The following is a 21,685-nucleotide window of genomic DNA, read 5'->3' on the forward strand; positions in this document are numbered from 1 at the left end:
GGCCGGGGGCCCACCCCCCCCCCCCACCCACCCCCCCCCCGCCGCCCCCGCCACGGGCGCGCCCCCCCCCCCCCCCCCGCCCGGGCCCCGCGGCAGTGGGCGATCACTCGCCGTCCGACGCCTCCGCTTCGGCATCCGCCTCGGCCTCCGACGCCGTGGTCGCCCCGTCCGCCTCCAGCAGCCGCCCCAGCTGGCGCCCACTGATCCGCTTGAACTTCCGCTTCTGCGGCCGCGTACGGTCCAGCACCGCCACTTCCAGCCGCTCCGCGGGAATCTCCCGCTCACTCCCGTTCGTGTCGCGGGACAGCGCCTGCACCGCCAGCTTCAGCGCCTCGGCCAGCGTCATACCGTCCTGGTGGCGCTGGTCCAGATAGCTGCTGATCTGCTCCGCGTTGCCCCCCACCGCGACCGAGCCGTGCTCGTCCACGATGGAGCCGTCATGCGGCAGCCGGTAGATCTGGTCGCCCTCGGGCGTCTCCCCGACCTCCGCGACGACCAGCTCCACCTCGTACGGCTTCTCCGCCGCGCTGGAGAAGATCGTGCCCAGCGTCTGCGCGTACACGTTCGCCAGGCCCCGGGCCGTCACATCGTCCCGGTCGTAGGTGTAACCCCGCAGATCGGCGTAGCGCACGCCGCCGATCCGCAGGTTCTCGTATTCGTTGTACTTGCCGGCGGCCGCGAAGCCGATCCGGTCATAGATCTCGCTGAACTTGTGCAGCGCACGGGACGGGTTCTCGCCGACGAACACGATGCCGTCGGCGTACTGCAGCACGACCAGGCTGCGACCACGGGCGATGCCCTTGCGGGCGTACTCGGCCCGGTCGGCCATCGCCTGCTGGGGTGAGACATAGAACGGCGTCGACACCGGTTATCCGTCCCTCTCTTGAAGATTCCGTCGGTTCACTGGACCACCCTCACGAAGACAGCCCGCTGCTCACAGCAGCGCGGCCCGCGGACCGTCGGGCTGCTCCAGCCGCCGCTCCAGAACCGACCGCGCGATCTCGGACGACTCGTTCTCGGAGAGCCGGCGGAAGCCGTCCTCGGTGATCACGGTGACGATGGGATAGATCCGGCGGGCGACATCGGGACCGCCGGTCGCCGAGTCGTCGTCTGCCGCGTCGTAGAGCGCCTGGACCACGAGAGTCGTGGCCTCGGCCTCGCTCAGGTCGTCCCGGAAGAGCTTCTTCATGGCGCCACGGGCGAAGATCGACCCGGAACCGGTGGCCGCGAAGTTGTGCTCCTCGGAGCGCCCGCCCGTGACGTCGTAGGAGAAGATCCGCCCCTTCTCCCGGTCCACGTCGTACCCGGCGAACAGCGGGACGACGGCCAGCCCCTGCATGGCCATGGCGAGGTTGGAGCGGATCATCGTCGACAGCCGGTTCGCCTTGCCCTCCAGCGACAACTGGGCGCCCTCGACCTTCTCGAAGTGCTCCAGCTCCAGCTGGAACAGCTTCACCATCTCCACGGCCAGGCCCGCCGTACCGGCGATGCCCACGGCCGAGTACTCGTCGGCCGGGAAGACCTTCTCGATGTCCCGCTGCGCGATGACGTTGCCCATGGTGGCCCGCCGGTCACCGGCGAGGACGACGCCGCCGGGGAACGTCACGGCCACGATCGTCGTGCCGTGCGGCGCCTCGATCGCGCCCTGCACCGGCGGCAACTTCTTGTTGCCCGGCAGCAGTTCCGGCTGGTGATCGGAGAGAAAGTCCATGAAGGAGGAAGACCCTGGCGTCAGGAAGGCAGCTGGTAGACGCCCGGTGCTACGAGTGTTGGCTTCCACGCGATTCCTTCCACGTATGCGACAGCCCGCCCTGTGACGTCGGGCCGATCCTTGGAACAACCCCGGCCCGGTTGCGGCCGGGGGCTCGGTATGCCACGGACCCTACCCGTCCTTCGGCGGTGATCCACATGCCCGGCGAATCCAACTCCGCGGGAGCCACGCCGCACTTGCCGGCCTCCCGCCCGGCAGGCAGCCGGGCTCCGGGCGCCACCGACGCCCGGAGCGCCGCACACGAGGGCATCACGTCCTGCGGTGCCCCGCGCGCAGCGCTCCGCGCTCGGCTCGTCCGTCACTCACGACACGACACCCCGATCACCTTCGGAGTGAAGGCTCAGGCGCCTTACTGGCCACCCTTTTGAACGAAGGACCGCACGAAGTCCTCGGCGTTCTCCTCGAGGACGTCGTCGATCTCGTCCAGAACCGAGTCCACGTCGTCGCTCAGCTTCTCGTGACGCTCCTTGACGTCCTCCGAAGCCTGCGCCTCTGCCGCCTGCTCCTCGACCTCCTCGGTGGACCGGGTGGCCTTCTGCTGTCCGCCGCCGGTGTCCTTGGTCGCCATATCCCTCACCCCGCTCGGTTCGCCCGACACAGTTGCTCGGTCAAGATCAGACCCTACTCGCCGGGTCTGACAATGGCCCCGCTGTTGCTCCAACGTACGGGGACCACCTCGATGATTCCCGGACCCGGGATTTTCCACCCTGTCCGGCGGGCCCCAACCGTGTACCCGTTGACCGCGCTCACCCGCCCGAAAGCACCCTGACCAGGTCTTCCGCGGTGCGGCAGCGGTCCAGAAGCTCCTTGACGTGATTACGCGTTCCGCGAAGCGGTTCCAGGGTTGGAACGCGCTGGAGGGAATCCCGGCCCGGCAGGTCGAAGATCACCGAGTCCCAGGAGGCCGCCGCCACGTCGTCCGCGTACTGCTCCAGGCAGCGGCCGCGGAAGTAGGCGCGCGTGTCCTCCGGCGGCGCCGTACGGGCCCGCTCGACGTCCGCCTCGTCCAGCAGCCGCTTCATGCGCCCGCGGGCCACCAGACGGTTGTACAGGCCCTTCTCGGGCCGTACGTCGGCGTACTGGAGGTCGACCAGGTGCAGCCGCGCCGCGTCCCAGTCGAGGCTGTCCCGGCGCCGGTAGCCCTCCATGAGCTCCCGCTTGGCGACCCAGTCCAGCTCCCCGGCCAGGCTCATCGGATCGTGCTCCAGACGGGTGAGGGTGTCCTCCCAGCGCGAGAGGACGTCCTTGGTCTGGTCGTCGGCGTCCGCGCCGAAGCGCTCCTCCACGTACTTGCGCGCGAGCTCGTAGTACTCCATCTGAAGCTGGACCGCCGTGAGCGTGCGGCCGCTGCGCAGCGTGACCAGGCGCTTCAGGGACGGGTCGTGCGAGACCTGGTGGAGGGTGCGGACGGGCTGGTCGACGGCCAGGTCGACGGCGATGAAACCGTCCTCGATCATCGACAGGACCAGGGAGGTCGTCCCCAGCTTGAGGTAGGTCGAGATCTCAGACAGGTTCGCGTCGCCGATGATCACGTGCAGCCGACGGTACTTCTCGGCGTCCGCGTGCGGCTCGTCGCGGGTGTTGATGATCGGGCGCTTGAGCGTCGTCTCGAGGCCGACCTCGACCTCGAAGTAGTCGGCTCGCTGGCTGAGCTGGAAGCCGTGCTCGTGCCCGTCCTGGCCGATGCCGACGCGGCCCGCGCCGGTGAAGACCTGGCGGGAGACGAAGAACGGCGTCAGGTGGCGCACGATGTCCGAGAAGGGGGTCTCCCGCTTCATCAGGTAGTTCTCGTGCGTGCCGTAGGACGCGCCCTTGTTGTCGGTGTTGTTCTTGTACAGGTGGATCGGCTGGGCACCGGGCAGCTGGGCGGCCCGTTCCGCGGCCTCCGCCATGATCCGCTCGCCGGCCTTGTCCCAGAGGACGGCGTCCCTCGGATTGGTGACCTCCGGGGCGCTGTACTCGGGGTGCGCGTGGTCGACGTAGAGCCGTGCGCCGTTGGTGAGGATCACATTGGCCAGGCCGATGTCCTCGTCGGTGAGCTGGCTGGAGTCGGCGGCCTCGCGGGCGAGGTCGAAGCCTCGCGCGTCCCGCAGCGGGTTCTCCTCCTCGAAGTCCCAGCGGGCCCGGCGGGCCCGGTGCATCGCCGCCGCGTAGGCGTTCACGATCTGGGACGAGGTGAGCATGGCATTGGCGTTGGGGTGGCCGGGGACGGAGATTCCGTACTCCGTCTCGATGCCCATTACTCGCCGTACGGTCATGCGGCCCTCCTTGCCCGGCGGCGCCCTCGGTCGTGGGCGCCACTCAGATACCGCTGGCGCTCGGTTGCGTGTGCGGTGCCCGTCCCCGCACTGCGCGACTTGGCGGTACGCAAGAGCCTAGAACGCCTTTGCGCTGGTGGGGAGATCATTTGCGTCATTGCGTTGCTCCAGCCGTGGCCTGAAAAACAGTCGGCTGCGGGTACCCGCCGAGGGCACCCGCAGCCGCCCTGCCTTTTACAGGTACTGACCGGTGTTCGCCACCGTGTCGATGGAGCGTCCGGTGTCCGCGCCCTGCTTTCCGGTGATGAGCGTACGGATGTACACGATCCGCTCGCCCTTCTTGCCGGAGATCCGGGCCCAGTCGTCCGGGTTGGTGGTGTTCGGCAGGTCCTCGTTCTCCTTGAACTCGTCCACGCAGGCCTGGAGGAGGTGGGAGACGCGGAGACCCTTCTGGTTCTTCTCGAGGAAGTCCTTGATCGCCGACTTCTTGGCACGGCCGACGATGTTCTCGATCATGGCGCCGGAGTTGAAGTCCTTGAAGTAGAGGACTTCCTTGTCACCATTGGCGTAAGTGACCTCCAGGAAGCGGTTCTCCTCGGACTCGGCGTACATCTGTTCGACAGCCGTCTGGATCATGCTCTGGACCGTGGAGGCCTTGGAGCCGCTGTGCTCGGCGACGTCGTCGCTGTGCAGCGGGAGGCGCTCGGTGAGGTACTTGCCGAAGATGTCCTTGGCCGCCTCGGCGTCCGGACGCTCGATCTTGATCTTCACGTCGAGCCGGCCGGGCCGCAGGATGGCGGGGTCGATCATGTCCTCACGGTTGGAGGCACCGATCACGACCACGTTCTGCAGGCCCTCCACACCGTCGATCTCGGCGAGCAGCTGCGGGACGATGGTGTTCTCCACGTCCGAGCTGACACCGGAGCCACGGGTGCGGAAGAGGGACTCCATCTCGTCGAAGAAGACGATGACGGGAGTGCCCTCGCTGGCCTTCTCACGGGCCCGCTGGAAGACGAGGCGGATCTGCCGCTCCGTCTCACCGACGTACTTGTTCAGGAGCTCGGGGCCCTTGATGTTGAGGAAGAAGCTCTTGCCGGCGGCCTGGCCGGTCACCTCGGCGACCTTCTTGGCCAGCGAGTTGGCCACGGCCTTGGCGATCAGGGTCTTACCGCATCCGGGGGGCCCGTACAGCAGGACACCCTTCGGCGGCCGCAGTTCGTGCTCCTTGAACAGGTCCGGGTACAGGTACGGGAGCTCGACCGCGTCGCGGATGGCCTCGATCTGGCCGCCGAGACCACCGATCTGCTCGTAGCCGATGTCGGGAACCTCTTCGAGGACGAGCTCCTCGACCTCGCTCTTGGGCACGACCTCGTAGACGTAGCCGGAGCGGGGTTCGAGCAGGAGGGCGTCGCCGGGGCGGATGGTGACGTCCAGCAGCGGCTCGGCGAGCCGTACCACCCGCTCCTCGTCGGTGTGCCCGAGCACCAGGGCCCGCTCACCGTCCTCGAGGATCTCCTTGAGTGTGACGATGTCGCCGACGCGCTCGAACTCCATGGCGTCGACCACGTTGAGCGCTTCGTTGAGCATCACTTCCTGGCCGCGCCGGAGCTCGTCGAGCTCGACGCTGGGGCTGACGTTCACCCTGAGCTTGCGGCCGCCGGTGAAGATGTCGGCGGTGCCGTCCTCGTTGGCCGTCAGGAAGACACCGAAGCCGGCCGGCGGCTGCGCGAGCCGGTCGACTTCCTCCTTGAGGGCCACGATCTGGTCACGAGCCTCACGGAGCGTGTTGGCGAGCCGCTCGTTCTGCGCGGACACGCCGGCCAGATTGGTCTGCAGCTCGACGATCCGCTCTTCGAGAATCCTCGTGTGTCGCGGAGAGTCGGCGAGCTTGCGTCGCAGGACGGCGATCTCCTGCTCAAGGTAGGCGATCTGCCCGGCCGGGTCGTCGGACCCGCGTCCCGGGCGGATGCCGCGGTTCATGTCGTCGTCGTGGGCTGCCACGGTCCTCACCTCCTCCAAGGGGAGCTGGACGCTTCCAGACCCTACCTGGGCGGGTGTCGATTGAAACCCCTAGATCACAAAGACGGTCGGGGTGTGTCCGATCTTCACCCTTGCGCTCTCCCTCACGCCAGGGGAATACCCAGCGAACATGAATGGAACCCAGCCGGAGGTAGGGTCGAAGCGTTCAACACCCGTCAGAGCTGGCCGGATTCCCGGCACGGCTCGACGTATGAAACGGCAGGAGACATGAGCGTGCAGCAGGAGGCCGGGGTCGAGGGCGAGGCGCTGGAGGTCTGGATCGACCAGGACCTGTGTACCGGTGACGGCATCTGCGCCCAGTACGCGCCCGAGGTGTTCGAGCTGGACATCGACGGTCTGGCCTATGTGAAGAGCCCCGACGACGAGTTGCTCCAGGACAAGGGCGCGACAACGCCCGTTCCGCTGCCGCTTCTCACGGACGTGATCGACTCGGCGAAGGAGTGTCCGGGCGACTGCATCCACGTACGTCGAGTTTCGGACAGGACCGAGGTCTACGGACCGGACGCGGAGTGACTACTTCTCTACGTTGCGTTACTACTGTCTGATATCTCACACGTAGCGGCACAGAAGCCTCACACGCTGCGGGCACCGGCCGGTGCCGAGCGCACGAACGCGCCGTTGTGCCAACGCCATTTCGCGTCGCTGTGCACATCGGGGCAGCAACGCGGCACATCGGACGACGAGTAGCCGAGGAGCGTGGCCGTGACGGCGCCGTCGCGTACGACGAAGTCGCTGACGGTGGTGCCGTCCTTGGGGTCGAGCAGGGTCGCCACCACACGCGGTGCGCCGCCGTCGCGGCCCCGGGTGAGGACGTACACGCCGTCCGGCGGGGTGCCCATCGGGGAGTCGCAGTGGACCACGGCCACCGTCTCGGGGTTGCCGTCGCCGTCGAGGTCGCCGGAGGCCTTCTTCTCCACCACGGCCTTCACCGGGCCGCACTCGATGGGGAACTCCACCGCGGCCGGGTCGGGCGCCGTCACGTTCGCCGGCGCGCTTCTGGTCTCGGGGGCGGACGGCTGGGCCGCCGTGGCCGCGCCCGGCTGGAAGAGCGAGGAGAGGGCCACGACGCCGGCGACGGCTGTCGCGGTGGCGAGCCAGTGGATGGGGCGGGTGTGGGTGTGGGCGAGCTCCGGGACGGCGGAAGGCTGCACTAGGAGTGTCTCCTGAGGGCTGTGCCGGTGGGTGGCCAAGATGGTGCCACACGTCACACCGCGAGGGAACGGCGGGGTGTGCAGGTCCTGCGCCGGGGAAGTCAGAAGGGTTACGGTCCCTGCCGCTGTGTCAGCGGGCGGGTGCCGGCTCGGGCCGCTGCGCGACGGCGTCACCTCGGCAAGGCGGGCCGCCGGGGGCCTGTTTCAGGTCAAGGGGGACACGCGCTGGTTCACCCGTCGCGGCGGCGCGGGGCAACGGTAAGGCGCCGTGGCCGAGTTCCGGAGTGGGTCCGGGAACTGCGCCACGGCGCCTGTGCGTTGTGGGGTGCGGCGGGCCGTGTCAGCGGCCGGTGCCGCCGTCGGCGTTGGGGCCGGCGTAGTCCTCGCCGTAGGCGCCCTTGGCGGGGCGGCGGCGGCGCATGGGCGGCTCGACACCGTCGGCGAGGCGGCGGGCGGTGAGCAGGAAGCCGGTGTGGCCGATCATCCGGTGGTCCGGGCGGACGGCCAGGCCCTCGATGTGCCAGTTGCGGATCATCGTCTCCCAGGAGGTCGGCTCGTTGAAGCAGCCGATCTCGCGGATGGACTCGACGGTCCGGGCGAGCTGGGTGGTGGTCGCCACGTAGCAGCACAGGATGCCGCCGGGGACCAGCGCCTTGGAGACGGCCTCCAGGCACTCCCAGGGGGCGAGCATGTCGAGGATGACGCGGTCGACGTCGGCGTCGGACAGGTTGTCCTGGAGGTCGCCGACGGTGAGCTGCCAGGCGGGGTGCGGGCCGCCGAAGTAGCGCTCCACGTTCGCCTGGGCGATCTCGGCGAAGTCCGCGCGGCGCTCGTAGCTGTGCAGCATGCCCTGGTCGCCGATGGCGCGCAGCAGGAAGCTGCTGAGCGAGCCCGAGCCGACACCGGCCTCCACGACGCGGGCGCCGGGGAAGATGTCGGCGAAGGCGAGGATCTGCCCCGCGTCCTTCGGGTAGACGACGGCTGCCCCGCGGGGCATGGACAGGACGTAGTCGGGGAGCAGGGGGCGCAGCGCGAGGTAGGCGACGTTTCCGGTGGTGCGGACAACGCTGCCCTCGGGAGCGCCGATCAGTTCGTCGTGCGGGAAGGAACCCTTGTGGGTGTGGAAGTTCTTCCCGGCCTCGAGCGTGAACGTGTAGTGGCGGCCCTTGGGGTCGGTCAGCTGTACCTGGTCCCCGACCTTGAAGGGCCCGCGCCTGCGGGCGGCACCGGTCGGTTCGGACATGTGACCAGCCTACCGGCACCCGAGAGGGCCTCCGACCACGGTCCGCCGGCTAGGAGGGCCGGGCCATGGCCTTCACGAAGGCTCGTTCCACGTCGGCCGCGGACAGGACGCCGTAGATCTCGCCGGTCTCCTCGACCACCAGGTACTCGGTCGCGGGGGTCGCCCGGAGCGCGTCCAGGAGCTCCTCGCCGGACAGTTCCGCGGAGACGCGCATGCCGTCGGTCAGGTCCTGGGCGAGGCCGCTGACCGCGACCCAGGGGCGGCGGTGTTCGGGTACGCCGACGATGGCGGCCTCGCGGACGAGGGAGACGGGGTTGCCGTGGGCGTCGACGACGACCAGGGCGCGGGCTCCGGCGGCGTTGGCGCGGCGCAGGGCCTCCGAGAGGGGGGTGTGGGTCTCGACCGGGACGGCACGGCGGGTGAGCGCGCGGGCGCGCAGTTCGGGGAGGTGCTCGCGCAGGCGGGCCATGCGCAGGCTGTTGCCGGCGCCGGTCCAGATGATCGCGGCGAGGATGGCGGCGAGCAGGGCGTCCAGGACGGTGTCCATGCCGACGTTGTCCACGGCGTCGGTGCCGAGGGCGCCGGACTGGGTCAGCAGGGGCAGGCCGATCAGGACGGAGACGGCGAGGGCGCGGCCGACCCAGGCGGCGGCGACGGTGCCGGTCATCGGCTTGCCGGTGATCTTCCAGACGACCGCGCGGAGCATGCGGCCGCCGTCCAGGGGCAGGCCGGGCAGGAGGTTGAACGCGGCCACGATCAGGTTGGAGATCATCAGGCCGGCCAGCAGGAAGCCCGGAACCGTGCCCGGTTCCACGGCCTGCAGGGCGGCGTAGAAGACACCGGCCAGGGCGAGGGAGAGCAGCGGTCCGACGAAGGCGAGGACGAACTCCCGGCCGGGGGTCTCGGCCTCCTTCTCGATCTCGGAGACGCCGCCGAAGAACTGGAGCCGGATGCGGCGGACGGGGAGCTTGAAGCGGAGGGCGGCGACCGTGTGGGCCAGCTCGTGCACCAGCACGGACGCGTAGAAGGCGACCGCGAAGAACAGGGAGACCAGGTAGCGGGCGGCCCCGAGCTCGGGCAGCACGCGCTCCAGCTGTCCGCCGAACACCCAGGTGATCAGCGCGGCGACGAGGAACCAGCTGGGCGCGACGTAGACGGGCACGCCGAACGGCCGTCCCATCAGCAGTCCGCCTCGCGGCTCCGGGCGCTGGGGCGCGGGGCCCTTGCCGTCGGCCGAGTGGGCGAGGTGGCGGTCCCCGGTGCCGGGGGTGGCGTGCCCGCCGGTCGCTTCGGGCCTGCCCGCGGCGGGGTCCGTGTGCGGACCGGTGGCGTAGGCACGGTCGGGGTGCGCGTCACCCTCCGCCCGCCGGCTGCTGTCGTGGTCGCCGTGGGTACCGGCTTCGGGCCGGTCTTCGCGCGCGTCGGCATCCGGCACACGGCTGCCGTCGTCCCCGCCGTGGGCGGGTGCCTTACGAAGCGCATCGGTCTCCGGGCGGTCCGCGTCGCCCTCCGAACGGCCGCTGCCGGCGTCCTCGCCGCGAGCGGCGGAGGCCTCGGCGCGATCGGGGTGCTCGTCGGTGGACGCTTCCGGGGGGCCGTCGGTGGTGGCCGGGTCCTGGCCCGGTGCCGGGGCTCCCGGTCGCGCGGCCGGGCGGCCGGCGCCAGGGGTCTCGTCCGCGGCCGGTCCGGGTGTCTGCGCGGACGGGCGGTCGTCCGGCCGGGTCGGCGGCGTCGTGGCAGGGGCGTCGTCGTCGCTCGTGGGGGTGAACCGCCGTACGTCCGTGGGCCGTTCGTCGGCGGAGGTGGGGTCGGCGGCCCGGGCCGGAGGCCCTGCGTGGCGCTCGGCCGACTCCTCGTTGCCGGACCGCGGCTGCCCGCGCCCGCCGCTCTCGTCCACCGGTGTCCCCTCGTTCGCATCGTCTCCCGCGCCTGCCGGACGGGAGGGTCTCGAGTCGATGGTATGCGTCCGTCGAGGTGCCTTCCGCCCCGGCACCCCTGAGTTTCCCTCGGTCCCGTCTCCTCACTCCTGCCCGCGGCGTGACCGCGGCTGGGTCACTGTCAGTGGCGGGCCGTATGGTCTGGGGCATGGAGACGAGCACCGAGGGCGCGGCGCAGCCCGAGAGCAGCCCTGCCGCGGCGGTGGATCCGCCGGCCCGGACCGGGGTTGTGGAGGCGGCCATCGAGACGGCGGAGACAGCAGTGGAGACGGCGGCCGAGACAGCGGCCGAGACCGCTGCCGAGACCGCTCGCCCGGCCATACCGCCCGCCTCGCTGTCCCCCTCGCGTGCCAGTGACTTCATGCAGTGCCCGCTGCTCTACCGCTTCCGGGTCATCGACCGGCTGCCGGAGAAGCCGAGCGAGGCGGCGACCAGGGGCACACTGGTGCACGCGGTCCTGGAGCGGCTCTTCGACGCCCCGGCGGCCGAGCGCACGCCGCCCCGGGCGAAGTCGCTGATCCCGGGCCAGTGGGACCGGCTGCGGGAGACGCGGCCGGAGGTCGTGGAGCTGTTCGCCGACGATCCGCAGGGCGAGCGGCTGGCGCGCTGGCTGGGCGAGGCGGAGCAGCTCGTCGAGCGCTGGTTCAGCCTGGAGGACCCCAGCCGTCTCGAGCCGGCCGAGCGGGAGCTGTTCGTCGAGGCCGAGCTGGAGTCCGGGCTGCGGCTGCGCGGGATCATCGACCGGGTCGACGTGGCGCCCACGGGCGAGGTCCGGATCGTCGACTACAAGACGGGCAAGGCCCCCAGGCCCGAGTACTCCGAGGGCGCCCTGTTCCAGATGAAGTTCTACGCCCTGGTCGTCTGGCGGCTGAAGAACGTGGTCCCGAGGCGGCTCCAGCTGGTCTACCTCGGCAGCGGTCAGGTGCTGACGTACGACCCCGTCCTCGCCGACCTGGAGCGGGTCGAGCGCAAGCTGCTCGCGCTGTGGGAGGCGATCCGGCTGGCGACCGAGACGGGCGACTGGCGGCCGCGCCCCACGAAGCTGTGCGGCTGGTGCGACCATCAGGCCCACTGCCCGGAGTTCGGCGGCACTCCCCCGCCGTACCCGCTGCCGCTGCGGGTGACCGGCCAGGGCGGCTGAGTCCGGCGGCCTCGCGCAGGGCAGAATGGGGCCGGACTAGCGAAGGAGACTTACGTGGCCATCCGCGTCCTACTGGTCGACGACCAGCCCCTGCTCCGTACGGGCTTCCGGATGATCCTGGAGGCCGAGCAGGACCTCGCGGTCGTCGGCGAGGCCGGAGACGGCCTCCAGGCGCTCGACCAGGTGCGGGCGCTGCAGCCCGACGTGGTCCTGATGGACATCCGCATGCCGCGGATGGACGGTGTGGAGGCGACCCGGCAGATCACCGGCCCCGGGCGGGACGGTCCGGCGAAGGTCCTGGTGCTGACCACCTTCGACCTCGACGAGTACGTGGTCGAGGCCCTGCGGGCCGGTGCCAGCGGCTTCCTGCTGAAGGACGCCCCGGCCAACGAGCTGGTGCAGGCGATCCGGGTCGTGGCCGCGGGTGAGGCGATGCTCGCGCCGAGCATCACCAGGCGGCTGCTCGACAAGTACGCCACGCATCTGCCGTCGGGCGAGGAGCCGGTGCCGGACACGCTGCACACGCTCACCGACCGCGAGGTGGAGGTGCTGAAGCTGGTGGCGCGCGGGCTGTCCAACGCCGAGATCGCCGCGGACCTGTTCGTCAGCGAGACCACCGTCAAGACGCACGTCGGGCACGTGCTCACCAAGCTGGGCCTGCGCGACCGCGTGCAGGCCGCGGTGTACGCCTACGAGAGCGGGCTGGTGCGCCCCGGAGCGCAGTAGGCCTCCTCACCACCCGGAACACGAGGAGGGCGCCCCCTGCCGGAGCAGGGGGCGCCCTCTTTCGCGCGTGTGCGTCAGGAGTCGTCCTTGCTCAGCTCCCAGAAGCGGAACACGGTGGACGCGTCGAGGCAGTACTCCAGTCCGTAGACGCCGTCGCGGACGACCGCGTACTGCTTGGCCTGCCACACCGGCAGGACGGGCAGTTCGTCGGCGACGATGTCCTGGAGCTCGCCGAACTCCTTGTCCGTGGCGGCGCGGTTGGTCAGGGCGGCGGTGCGCGGGATCAGCGTGCCGGTGATGGTGTTGTTGTCGTAGTTGTTGCCCAGCACGTTGCCCTTGCCGAAGAAGGGGGCCGTGAAGTTGTCGGCGTCCGGGTAGTCGGGCACCCAGCCCTTCACGTAGACGCCGTACTTGCCGGCGGCGATGTCCTTCTCGTACTGGCCGAAGGGGACGGACTTGACGGTGGCGTCGAACAGGCCGCTCGCGTTGAGCTGGCCGGCGATGGCGTTCAACTCCTGGTCGGTGGCGGGGCCGTAGCGGGACGGTGTCGACCAGAGGGTCAGCTTCACCTTGCCGTCGATGCCGTCGGCGCGCAGTGCCTCGGCCGCCTTGGACTTGGAGGGGCGGGCGCCGTAGGTGTCGAAGAAGGCCGTGTTGTGGCCGGCGATTCCCGCGGGGATGATCGAGTACAGCGGGGTCGCGGTGCCCTGGTAGACGTCCTTGATGAGGGCTTCGCGGTCGAGCAGGTGGGCGATGGCCTTGCGCACGCCGGGCTTTCCGGCGACCGGGTCGTCCATGTTGAACACCAGGTGCTGGACCTCGGCGCTGCTGCCCTCGATGACCTCGACACCGGTGCCGTCGTCGGCCTTCTCCATGTCGGCGACGTCGCCGGCGGTGAGGCCACGGTAGGCGATGTCGACCTCCCCGCCCTGGATGGCCTGCTTCAGGGCGGTCTGGTCGCCGTCGAAGAACTTGAGCGTCACGCCGGCGTTCTTCGCCTCGGCGGTGCCCTTGTAGTTCTCGTTGACGGAGAAGACGGCCTGCTCGTCGTCGATCGAGTCGAGCCGGTAGGGGCCGGAGCCGACGGCCTTGCCGTCCTTGCGCAGCCCGTCCGCGTCGTACTCGCGGTGGTCGACGATGGAACCGGCGCCGGAGGCGATCTTGCTCGGGAAGGTGGCGTCGGCCGTGTTGAGCCGGAAGACGACCGTCTTCTCGTCGGGCGTCTCGACCTTGTCCAGCGTGGGGAACATGACCGCGGGCCCGTCGGGGTCGTTGATCTTCAGCATGCGGTCGAAGGAGAACTTGACGTCCTCGGAGGTGAGCTCGTCACCGTTGCTGAACTTGAGGCCGTCCTTCAGCGTGCACTTGTAGACCGTGGTCTGCGTGTCGCTGAAGGAGCAGCTCTCGGCCGCCTCCGGCTGGGGTTCCGTGGCGCCCTTGGGGAAGCTGAGCAGCGACTGGAAGACGTTGTTGAACAACAGCCAGGAGCCGGGGTCGTAGCCGGATGCCGGGTCGGTGGCCAGGACGTCGTCCGACATCCCCACCACCACGTTGGAGTCGTCCCCCGCGGAGTCTCCGGTCTCCGTGCCACAGCCGGTCAGCAGGCCGGAGGCGAGCCCCGCCACGAGGGGCAGGACCGGCCACTGGTTGCGTATGTTCACGTGTGTGCCCTGTCGTCGGTTCTCGAGAACGCCCGGAGCATGTCCCTGGCTCCGGGGCACGGTTCCCCGGGGGCCGCGGTCACCGGCCCCGGGGTTCCCATGGGTCCGTCAGCCACTCACGCCCCGGCCGAGCTCCCACAACTGGAGCGTCGACGAGGAGTTGAGGGCGTACGCGGTACCCGTGATGTCGTCGCGCGCGGCGACGTACTGCTTGCCCTGCCACAGCGGCAGCACCGGCACGTCGGAGGCGACGATGTCCTGAATGTCCGTCAGGCTGGAGGAGGCGGACAACCGGTCCGCCTCACGGCGGGACTCCGGGATCAGGGTGTTGCGGATCTGGCTGTTGTCGTACGGCGAGCCGAGGGTGTTGTCCTTGTCCAGGAACGGCGCGAGGAAGTTGTCGGCGTCCGGGAAGTCCGGGAACCAGCCCATGCCGTAGACGTCGTACTCGCCCTTCTTCTCGGCCGGGCGGAAGGTGTCCCACGGCGTGCCCTTGATGCTGACGTCGAACAGCCCGCTGGAGTTCAGCTGGTCGCGGAGGACCTGGAACTCCTGCTTGGTGGCCGGACCGTAGTGGTCGGTCGTGTAGTGCAGCGTCAGCTTCACCGGGGTGGTGACGTTCGCCTGGTTGAGCAGCGAGCGCGCCTTGGTGACGTTCGGGTCGCCGTACTTGTTGAAGAACGAGTTGGAGTGGCCGGTGACGCTGGCCGGGACGAGCGAGTACAGCGGCTCGGCCTGCGATCCGTAGACCTTGGAGACCAGCGCGCTGCGGTTGACGACCTGGGCCATCGCCTGGCGTACGGCCTTGGACTTCACGGTCGGGGCATCGGTGTTGAAGCCCAGGTAGCGGATCTCCAGGCCGGGCATCTCGACGAGGTCGATGTCGGTGTCCGCGTCGCCCGAGAGCTTGCGGATCTGCTCCGGCGACATCGCGCGGGTCATCAGGTCGATGTCGCCCTTGTTCAACGCCGTGCCCATGGCGTCGGCGTCCTTGAAGGAGACCATCTCGACCTTGTCGTTGTTCACCTTCAGACTCCCCTTGTAGGAGGGGTTCCGGGTGAACCGGGCCTTGACCATCTCGTTGTTCTCGACCTCGGCCTTGAGCGTGTACGGGCCGGAGCCCTCGAGGTCGAATCCGTCGCGCAGCTTGTTCTTCGGGTAGTCGTCGGGGTCGACGATGCCGGCGACCGGGGTCGACAGCTTGTACGGGAAGGTCGCGTCGGCGGTCTTGAGGTGGAAGATGACCTCGCGGTCGCCCTGCGTCTCGACGGTGTCGATGGTGGACAGCAGCGCGAACACGCCGCTGTCGGCCTTGAGGGAACGGGCGCGGTCGATGGAGTACTTGACGTCGGCCGCGGTGACGGGGTCGCCGTTCGCGAACTTCAGGCCGTCGCGCAGGGTGCAGGCGTAGCGCTCGTTGCCGGTGTCGGTGAAGCCGCATCGCTCGGCGGCCTCGGGTACCGGCTCGCCCTCGCCGCGCGGCTGGATCATCAGGGTTTGCACGGTCTGGCGCAGGATGTTCCAGGTGCCGACGTCGTAGGCGTACGCCGGGTCGAGGGGTGCGGGGGCGTCCTTCGAGGCGGTGAACCGGTCCGTGGTGCCGACGACGATCGCGTCGCCGTTGTCGCTCCCGCTGTCGGTCCCGCCGCAGGCGGCGAGCACCGGCGCGAGCAGGCCGATCACGGCCGGCAGCACCAAAGTCTTGCGGTTCATGCTCGAGTTTCTCCAGAGCTGTCGACTCCGTGTACCCGGCATGCAGGGGTGGCGCAGCGGATCACGGGGGTGGGGCGATGTTCTCGCGTCGAGATTAGTCGCGGTCGGCAGGAGGGTTCGCCGCCACCGGAGTTGAGCACCCATCACGCTGCGGAACCGGGCGTGGACGCACCGAAAACCCGACAGCGGAAGCTTTGGTGCAGCGTTCCATCAATCGGGACACAAGGGCACGCCGACAGCCCCCATGAGGGGGTGCGCAGCACGCGCCGGACCTGCTGTCGACCCCGGCCCGCGTGGGGAACGTCACACCCGTAAACGGGTGCGGGGTACGGGAATTCGATCCTCCGGGGAGTTCGAATTCACCTTCGGAATTACCGTCCTAACGCCGCTGCACGCTGGGTGAACAGCTAGCGCATTTCCGTCATCAGACCGTGCAGAAATGTCAGGTCGACCTCTTCGAGAGAGGTGACGACCGTACGCCTGAGGGCCGGGGCGATGGGGGCCACGGAGGGCACCGCCACGACCTGGCAGCCCGCGGCCTCGGCGGCGGCGACCCCGGTCGCGGTGTCCTCGATGACGGCGCACCGGGCCGGGTCGGCGCCGAGGCCGGCGGCGGCCGCCAGGTACGGGTCGGGATGGGGCTTGGTGCGCGGCACCTCGTCACCGGCCACCGTGAGGCTGAAGTGGTGCGCGCCCAGGGAGGTCAGCACCCGGTCGATGATGCGCCGGTGCGAGGCGGAGACCAGGGCCGTGGGGATCTCGTACTCGTACAGCTCGGCCAGCAGGCGGCCTGCGCCGGGCATCAGCGGCAGGGCGCGGCCGATGCGCTCCTCGAAGCCGTCGTTCAGCAGGACCGTGAGCTCGTCGAGGGTGATGTCCGCGCCGGTGGCCTCGATCAGGAAGCCCGCGCTGCGGGTCATGGGACCGCCGACCACGACATGGCGCCAGGACTCGTCCAGCCTGTGGCCGAGGGAGGCGAAGACCTCCACCTCGACGTCCCACCAGAAGCCCTCCGTGTCCACCAGGGTGCCGTCCATGTCGAGGAGCACGGCTTGCAGGGCCGAGCCCTCGGCCGTACGTGTACCGAGCGCGGGGACCGTACTGGTCATCCACATACCTCCTTGAGGGACGATCAGGCCGGTTCCCACGGGGGAACCGGCCTGCAGTGGACCGACCAGTCTACGTCGTGTGCGGTCGAAGTGCCTCGTTTAACCGCTGTGCCCCCGGGCACACCGTGCATACGCCGGGGGACGCTGCGGCGTGTGCCCAAGGGGGCTGCTCAGCGGGCGTTGAAGTACTTCGCCTCCGGGTGGTGGATCACGATGGCGTCCGTGGACTGCTCGGGGTGCAGCTGGAACTCCTCGGACAGGTGGACGCCGATGCGCTCCGGCTGGAGCAGGTCGGCGATCTTCGCGCGGTCCTCCAGGTTGGGGCAGGCGCCGTAGCCGAGGGAGAAGCGGGCGCCCCGGTACTTCAGCTCGAACATGCCCTGCATCTCGTCCGGGTCCTCGCCGGCGAAGCCGAGTTCGGAGCGCACGCGCGCGTGCCAGTACTCGGCGAGCGCCTCGGCCAGCTGCACGGACAGGCCGTGCAGTTCGAGGTAGTCGCGGTAGGCGTTGGCCTCGAAGAGCCGCGCGGTCTCCTCGCCGATGCGCGAGCCGACGGTGACGACCTGGAGGCCGACGACATCGGTCTCGCCGGACTCCTCCGGGCGGAAGAAGTCGGCCAGGCACAGGCGCCGGCCGCGGCGCTGGCGCGGGAAGGTGAAGCGGGTGCGCTCGTTGCCCTGCTCGTCCAGGATGATCAGGTCGTCGTCCTTGGAGACGCACGGGAAGTAGCCGTAGACCACGGCCGCCTCCAGCAGGTTCTCCGTCTGGAGCTTGTCCAGCAGCCCGCGCAGCCGGGGCCGGCCCTCGCTCTCGACCAGTTCCTCGTACGACGGGCCCTCGCCGGTGCGGGCCTGCTTCAAGCCCCACTGGCCCTTGAACAGGGCGCCCTCGTCGAGCCAGCTCGCGTACTCCTTGAGCTGGATGCCCTTGATCACGCGGGTGCCGCGGAAGGGCGGCTCGGGGACCGGGTTGTCGGTGGCGACGTCGGAGCGGACGTGCCCCTCCTCGGGGCGCTCCTCCACGGCGGCCGGGGCGGTGGCCCGGACCCGGCGCTGCTTCAGCTCGGGCAGCTTCGCGCCGGGCACGCCCCGCTTGACGCCGATCAGGGCGTCCATCAGGCGCAGGCCCTCGAAGGCGTCGCGGGCGTAGCGGACCTCGCCCTGGTAGATCTCGTGCAGGTCCTGTTCGACGTAGGCGCGGGTGAGGGCCGCGCCGCCGAGGATGACCGGGTACTTCGCCGCCAGGTCGCGCTGGTTCAGCTCCTCCAGGTTCTCCTTCATGATCACGGTGGACTTGACCAGGAGACCGGACATGCCGATGACGTCGGCCTTGTGCTCCTCGGCGGCGTCCAGGATCGCGGAGACCGGCTGCTTGATCCCGAGGTTGACGACGTTGTAGCCGTTGTTGGTCAGGATGATGTCGACGAGGTTCTTGCCGATGTCGTGCACGTCGCCGCGCACGGTGGCCAGCACGATGGTGCCCTTGCCGGCCTCGTCGGTCTTCTCCATGTGCGGTTCGAGGTGGGCGACGGCCGTCTTCATCACCTCGGCGGACTGCAGGACGAACGGCAGCTGCATCTGGCCGGAGCCGAACAGCTCACCGACGACCTTCATGCCCTCCAGCAGCGTCTCGTTGACGATGTCCAGGGCCGGGCGGGACTGCAGGGCCTCGTCGAGGTCGGCCTCCAGGCCGTTCTTCTCGCCGTCGATGATGCGCCGCTTCAGACGCTCGTCCAGCGGCAGGGCGGCCAGTTCCTCGGCCTTGCCGGCCTTGAGGGACTTGGCGGTGGCGCCCTCGAACAGCTGCATCAGCTTCTGCAGCGGGTCGTAGCCCTCGGCGCGGCGGTCGTAGATGAGGTCCAGAGCCGTCTGGACCTCCTCCTCGCTGAAGCGGGCGATCGGCAGGATCTTGCTCGCGTGCACGATCGCCGAGTCCAGGCCCGCCTTGACGCACTCGTCGAGGAAGACGGAGTTGAGCAGGATGCGGGCGGCCGGGTTGAGGCCGAAGGAGATGTTGGACAGGCCGAGCGTGGTCTGCACCTTCGGGTGGCGCCGCTTCAGCTCGCGGATGCCCTCGATGGTGGCGATGCCGTCCTTGCGGGACTCCTCCTGGCCGGTGCAGATGGTGAAGGTCAGGCAGTCGACGAGGATGTCCTCCTCGTGGATGCCCCAGTTGCCGGTCAGGTCGTCGATGAGCCGTTCGGCGATCGCGACCTTCGTCTCGGCGGTGCGGGCCTGGCCCTCCTCGTCGATGGTGAGCGCGATCAGCGCGGCGCCGTGCTCCCTGGCGAGCTGGGTGACCTTGGCGAAGCGGGACTCGGGGCCGGCGCCGTCCTCGTAGTTCACCGAGTTGATCACCGCGCGGCCGCCGAGCTTCTCCAGACCGGCCCGGATGACGTCGACCTCGGTGGAGTCCAGCACGATCGGCAGCGTGGAGGCGGTGGCGAAGCGGCCGGCCAGCTCCTCCATGTCGGCGACGCCGTCGCGGCCGACGTAGTCCACGCACAGGTCGAGCATGTGCGCGCCCTCGCGGATCTGCTCGCGGGCCATCTCCACGCAGTCGTCCCAGCGGCCGTCCAGCATGGCCTCGCGGAACTTCTTCGAGCCGTTGGCGTTGGTGCGCTCGCCGATGGCCAGGTAGGAGGTGTCCTGCCGGAACGGCACCGACTGGTACAGCGACGCCGCCCCCGGCTCGGGCTGCGGGCTGCGCTCGCTCGGGCTGACGTCCCGGACACGCTCCACCAGCTGGCGCAGGTGCTCCGGCGTGGTGCCGCAGCAGCCGCCGACCAGGGACAGGCCGTAGTCCCGGACGAAGTTCTGCTGGGCGTCGGCCAGGCCCTCGGGGTCGAGCGGGAAGTGGGCGCCGTCCTTGGTGAGGATCGGCAGGCCGGCGTTCGGCATGCACAGCAGCGGGATGCGCGAGTGGCGCGTCAGGTAGCGCAGGTGCTCGCTCATCTCGGCGGGGCCGGTGGAGCAGTTCAGGCCGATCATGTCGATGCCGAGCGGCTCCAGCGCGGTCAGCGCCGCGCCGATCTCGGAGCCGAGCAGCATGGTGCCGGTGGTCTCGAAGGCCATCGAGCACAGCAGGGGCACCTCGACGCCGGTGGCCTCCATGGCCCGGCGGGCGCCGAGAATGGAGGCCTTCGTCTGGAGCAGGTCCTGCGTGGTCTCCACGAGCAGCGCGTCGGCGCCGCCGGCGAGCAGGCCCTCGGCGTTGGCCTGGTAGCCGTCGCGGATGATCCCGTAGGTGACGTGGCCGAGCGTGGGCAGCTTGGTGCCGGGGCCGATCGAGCCGAGCACCCAGCGCGGCCGGCCGTCCCGGGCGGCGTACTCGTCGGCCGCCTCGCGGGCGATCCGGGCACCCGCCTCGGACAGTTCGTGCACACGGTCGGAGATCTCGTACTCCGCCGCGGCCGTGTGGTTGGCGCCGAAGGTGTTGGTCTCGACGCAGTCGACGCCGACCGCGAAGTACGCGTCGTGGACGGAACGGACGATGTCCGGCCGGGTCACGTTGAGGATCTCGTTACAGCCTTCGAGATTCTCGAAGTCTTCGAGCGTCGGGTCCTGCGCCTGGAGCATGGTGCCCATGGCCCCGTCGGCCACGACCACACGGCTGGCCAGGGCCTCTCGGAGGGCGGACACGCGGGTCCGGCTGTCGGAAGGGGTCGGTGGCAACGAGGCCATGTAAAGGGCTCCCTCGAGTGCGACGGCTGTCGGCTATGCGGCTTCCCGGACACACGGGGGGTATCCGGGGGAACGGCGCACCGCGCCAGCGTAACCGGGCGCGGGCCGCTATGGGCAGGGCGTCCACGGGACGGACGCGAATGGCGTCCCCGACCGCCCTTGTGGCACTCATGAGCCCCTGCTGTGCCACCTGCCGACACAACAAATGATGACTGCCATTAGCGAGAGGTCGGCATCGACCGGTAGTGTTCGGCATTGCCGAACAAAGGCTGCGGGCGCCGCTGGTCGGCGGTCGAAGGGGACGGAGGCAGTACGGCGATGGCACGGAACATCCAGTCGCTCGAACGGGCGGCCGCGATGCTGCGGCTGCTCGCGGGCGGCGAGCGGCGGCTCGGCCTGTCGGACATCGCCTCGTCGCTGGGCCTGGCCAAAGGCACTGCTCACGGCATCCTGCGCACCCTCCAGCAGGAGGGCTTCGTGGAGCAGGACGACACCTCGGGGCGCTACCAGCTCGGCGCGGAACTGCTGCGCCTGGGCACCACCTACCTCGACGTGCACGAGCTGCGGGCGCGCGCCCTGGTGTGGACCGACGACCTGGCGCGCTCCAGCGGCGAGAGCGTCTACCTGGGCGTGCTGCACCAGCAGGGCGTGCTGATCGTGCACCACGTGTTCCGGCCCGACGACAGCCGGCAGGTCCTGGAGATCGGGGCCATGCAGCCGCTGCACTCCACGGCTCTGGGCAAGGTGCTCTCCGCCTACGACCCGGTGGCACACAGCGAGGCCCTGGAGGCCGACCGCAAGGCGTTCACCGACCGGACCGTGTGCGAGCCGGAGGACTTCGAGCACATCCTCGACGTCACACGCGCGCGTGGTTACGCGGCGGACGTCGAGGAGACCTGGGAGGGCGTCGCCTCCCTGGCCGCGCCCATCCACGACCGGCGGCGCATGCCGGTCGGCGCGGTCGGCATCACGGGCGCGGTGGAGCGGCTGTGCCGGCCCGACGAAGAGCGAGCGCTGCGCCCCGAGCTGATCGCGGCGGTCCGGGACTGCGCCCGCGCGGTCTCGCGGGATCTGGGTGCCGGGCGCTTCTGACGGGGACACCGGAGGACCGGGGCGCCACAGGGCGTCCCGGCCCGCGGCATGCCCGCGCACGGGCCGCCGGCGGGCTGCGCTGGAGATCCACGAGGCCGCGGCGATCAGTAACGATCGTGTTTTCGACAACACAGCCCTTGACGTGCTCGTAACCCCGAAG

General features: G+C 69.9%; 16 protein-coding genes. 4 read left to right on the plus strand and 12 right to left on the minus strand.

Annotation, left to right across the window (positions count from 1 at the left end; genetic code table 11):
* Positions 1 to 103: 103 nt before the first annotated feature.
* From prcA to arc, 5 genes are all read right to left on the minus strand, one after another.
* A complete protein-coding gene (prcA, locus tag ACZ3I3_RS31980) occupies positions 104 to 865 on the minus strand; it encodes a proteasome subunit alpha (RefSeq protein ID WP_466101942.1) in 762 nt (253 codons plus the stop codon).
* 69 nt (positions 866 to 934) lie between these two features.
* Positions 935 to 1,780: a proteasome subunit beta gene (gene prcB, locus ACZ3I3_RS31985; RefSeq protein ID WP_467370741.1), complete on the minus strand. Its 846-nt coding sequence runs from the start codon at positions 1,778 to 1,780 to the stop codon at positions 935 to 937.
* 340 nt (positions 1,781 to 2,120) lie between these two features.
* Positions 2,121 to 2,339 carry a ubiquitin-like protein Pup gene (locus ACZ3I3_RS31990; protein WP_010045349.1) on the minus strand — a complete coding sequence of 73 codons (219 nt, stop codon included), beginning with the start codon at positions 2,337 to 2,339 and terminating at the stop codon, positions 2,121 to 2,123.
* Between the two features lie 178 nt (positions 2,340 to 2,517).
* Positions 2,518 to 4,029, minus strand: a complete 1,512-nt coding sequence (dop, locus tag ACZ3I3_RS31995; protein ID WP_355848667.1) for a depupylase/deamidase Dop — start codon at positions 4,027 to 4,029, stop codon at positions 2,518 to 2,520.
* 234 nt (positions 4,030 to 4,263) lie between these two features.
* A complete protein-coding gene (arc, locus tag ACZ3I3_RS32000) occupies positions 4,264 to 6,030 on the minus strand; it encodes a proteasome ATPase (RefSeq protein WP_467370743.1) in 1,767 nt (588 codons plus the stop codon).
* Positions 6,031 to 6,276: 246 nt separating this feature from the next.
* On the opposite strand from arc, the gene ACZ3I3_RS32005 reads away from it, so the two are divergent.
* Positions 6,277 to 6,582 carry a ferredoxin gene (locus ACZ3I3_RS32005; RefSeq protein WP_086564243.1) on the plus strand — a complete coding sequence of 102 codons (306 nt, stop codon included), beginning with the start codon at positions 6,277 to 6,279 and terminating at the stop codon, positions 6,580 to 6,582.
* A 59-nt stretch (positions 6,583 to 6,641) separates the two neighbouring features.
* Here the strand turns inward: ACZ3I3_RS32005 and ACZ3I3_RS32010 are convergent, their stop codons facing one another.
* The 3 genes from ACZ3I3_RS32010 to ACZ3I3_RS32020 all read right to left on the minus strand — a co-directional run bounded on the left by ACZ3I3_RS32010 (position 6,642) and on the right by ACZ3I3_RS32020 (position 10,360).
* A complete protein-coding gene (locus ACZ3I3_RS32010; RefSeq protein WP_467370745.1) occupies positions 6,642 to 7,220 on the minus strand; it encodes a hypothetical protein in 579 nt (192 codons plus the stop codon).
* A gap of 340 nt (positions 7,221 to 7,560) precedes the next feature.
* A complete protein-coding gene (locus tag ACZ3I3_RS32015; protein WP_020274881.1) occupies positions 7,561 to 8,463 on the minus strand; it encodes a tRNA (adenine-N1)-methyltransferase in 903 nt (300 codons plus the stop codon).
* Between the two features lie 49 nt (positions 8,464 to 8,512).
* Positions 8,513 to 10,360, minus strand: a complete 1,848-nt coding sequence (locus ACZ3I3_RS32020) for a site-2 protease family protein (protein WP_467370747.1) — start codon at positions 10,358 to 10,360, stop codon at positions 8,513 to 8,515.
* Between the two features lie 188 nt (positions 10,361 to 10,548).
* On the opposite strand from ACZ3I3_RS32020, the gene ACZ3I3_RS32025 reads away from it, so the two are divergent.
* Entirely contained in the window at positions 10,549 to 11,541 is a 993-nt protein-coding gene (locus ACZ3I3_RS32025; protein WP_467370748.1) for a RecB family exonuclease, read from the plus strand.
* 54 nt (positions 11,542 to 11,595) lie between these two features.
* Positions 11,596 to 12,267: a response regulator gene (locus ACZ3I3_RS32030; protein WP_010045368.1), complete on the plus strand. Its 672-nt coding sequence runs from the start codon at positions 11,596 to 11,598 to the stop codon at positions 12,265 to 12,267.
* A gap of 74 nt (positions 12,268 to 12,341) precedes the next feature.
* Here the strand turns inward: ACZ3I3_RS32030 and ACZ3I3_RS32035 are convergent, their stop codons facing one another.
* From ACZ3I3_RS32035 to metH, 4 genes are all read right to left on the minus strand, one after another.
* Complete coding sequence (locus ACZ3I3_RS32035) at positions 12,342 to 13,928, minus strand: ABC transporter substrate-binding protein (RefSeq protein ID WP_467370750.1); 1,587 nt, start codon at positions 13,926 to 13,928, stop codon at positions 12,342 to 12,344.
* 108 nt (positions 13,929 to 14,036) lie between these two features.
* A complete protein-coding gene (locus ACZ3I3_RS32040; RefSeq protein ID WP_467370751.1) occupies positions 14,037 to 15,641 on the minus strand; it encodes an ABC transporter substrate-binding protein in 1,605 nt (534 codons plus the stop codon).
* Between the two features lie 407 nt (positions 15,642 to 16,048).
* A complete protein-coding gene (locus ACZ3I3_RS32045; protein WP_436727345.1) occupies positions 16,049 to 16,750 on the minus strand; it encodes an HAD family hydrolase in 702 nt (233 codons plus the stop codon).
* 170 nt (positions 16,751 to 16,920) lie between these two features.
* Positions 16,921 to 20,433, minus strand: coding sequence for a methionine synthase (metH, locus tag ACZ3I3_RS32050; RefSeq protein WP_467370753.1), 3,513 nt, complete (start codon positions 20,431 to 20,433; stop codon positions 16,921 to 16,923).
* A gap of 318 nt (positions 20,434 to 20,751) precedes the next feature.
* Between metH and ACZ3I3_RS32055 the strand changes: the two genes are divergently transcribed.
* Positions 20,752 to 21,525, plus strand: coding sequence for an IclR family transcriptional regulator (locus ACZ3I3_RS32055; RefSeq protein WP_020276830.1), 774 nt, complete (start codon positions 20,752 to 20,754; stop codon positions 21,523 to 21,525).
* The last annotated feature ends 160 nt before the right edge of the window (positions 21,526 to 21,685 follow it).

The organism is Streptomyces sp. NPDC016851 (genome assembly GCF_055562795.1).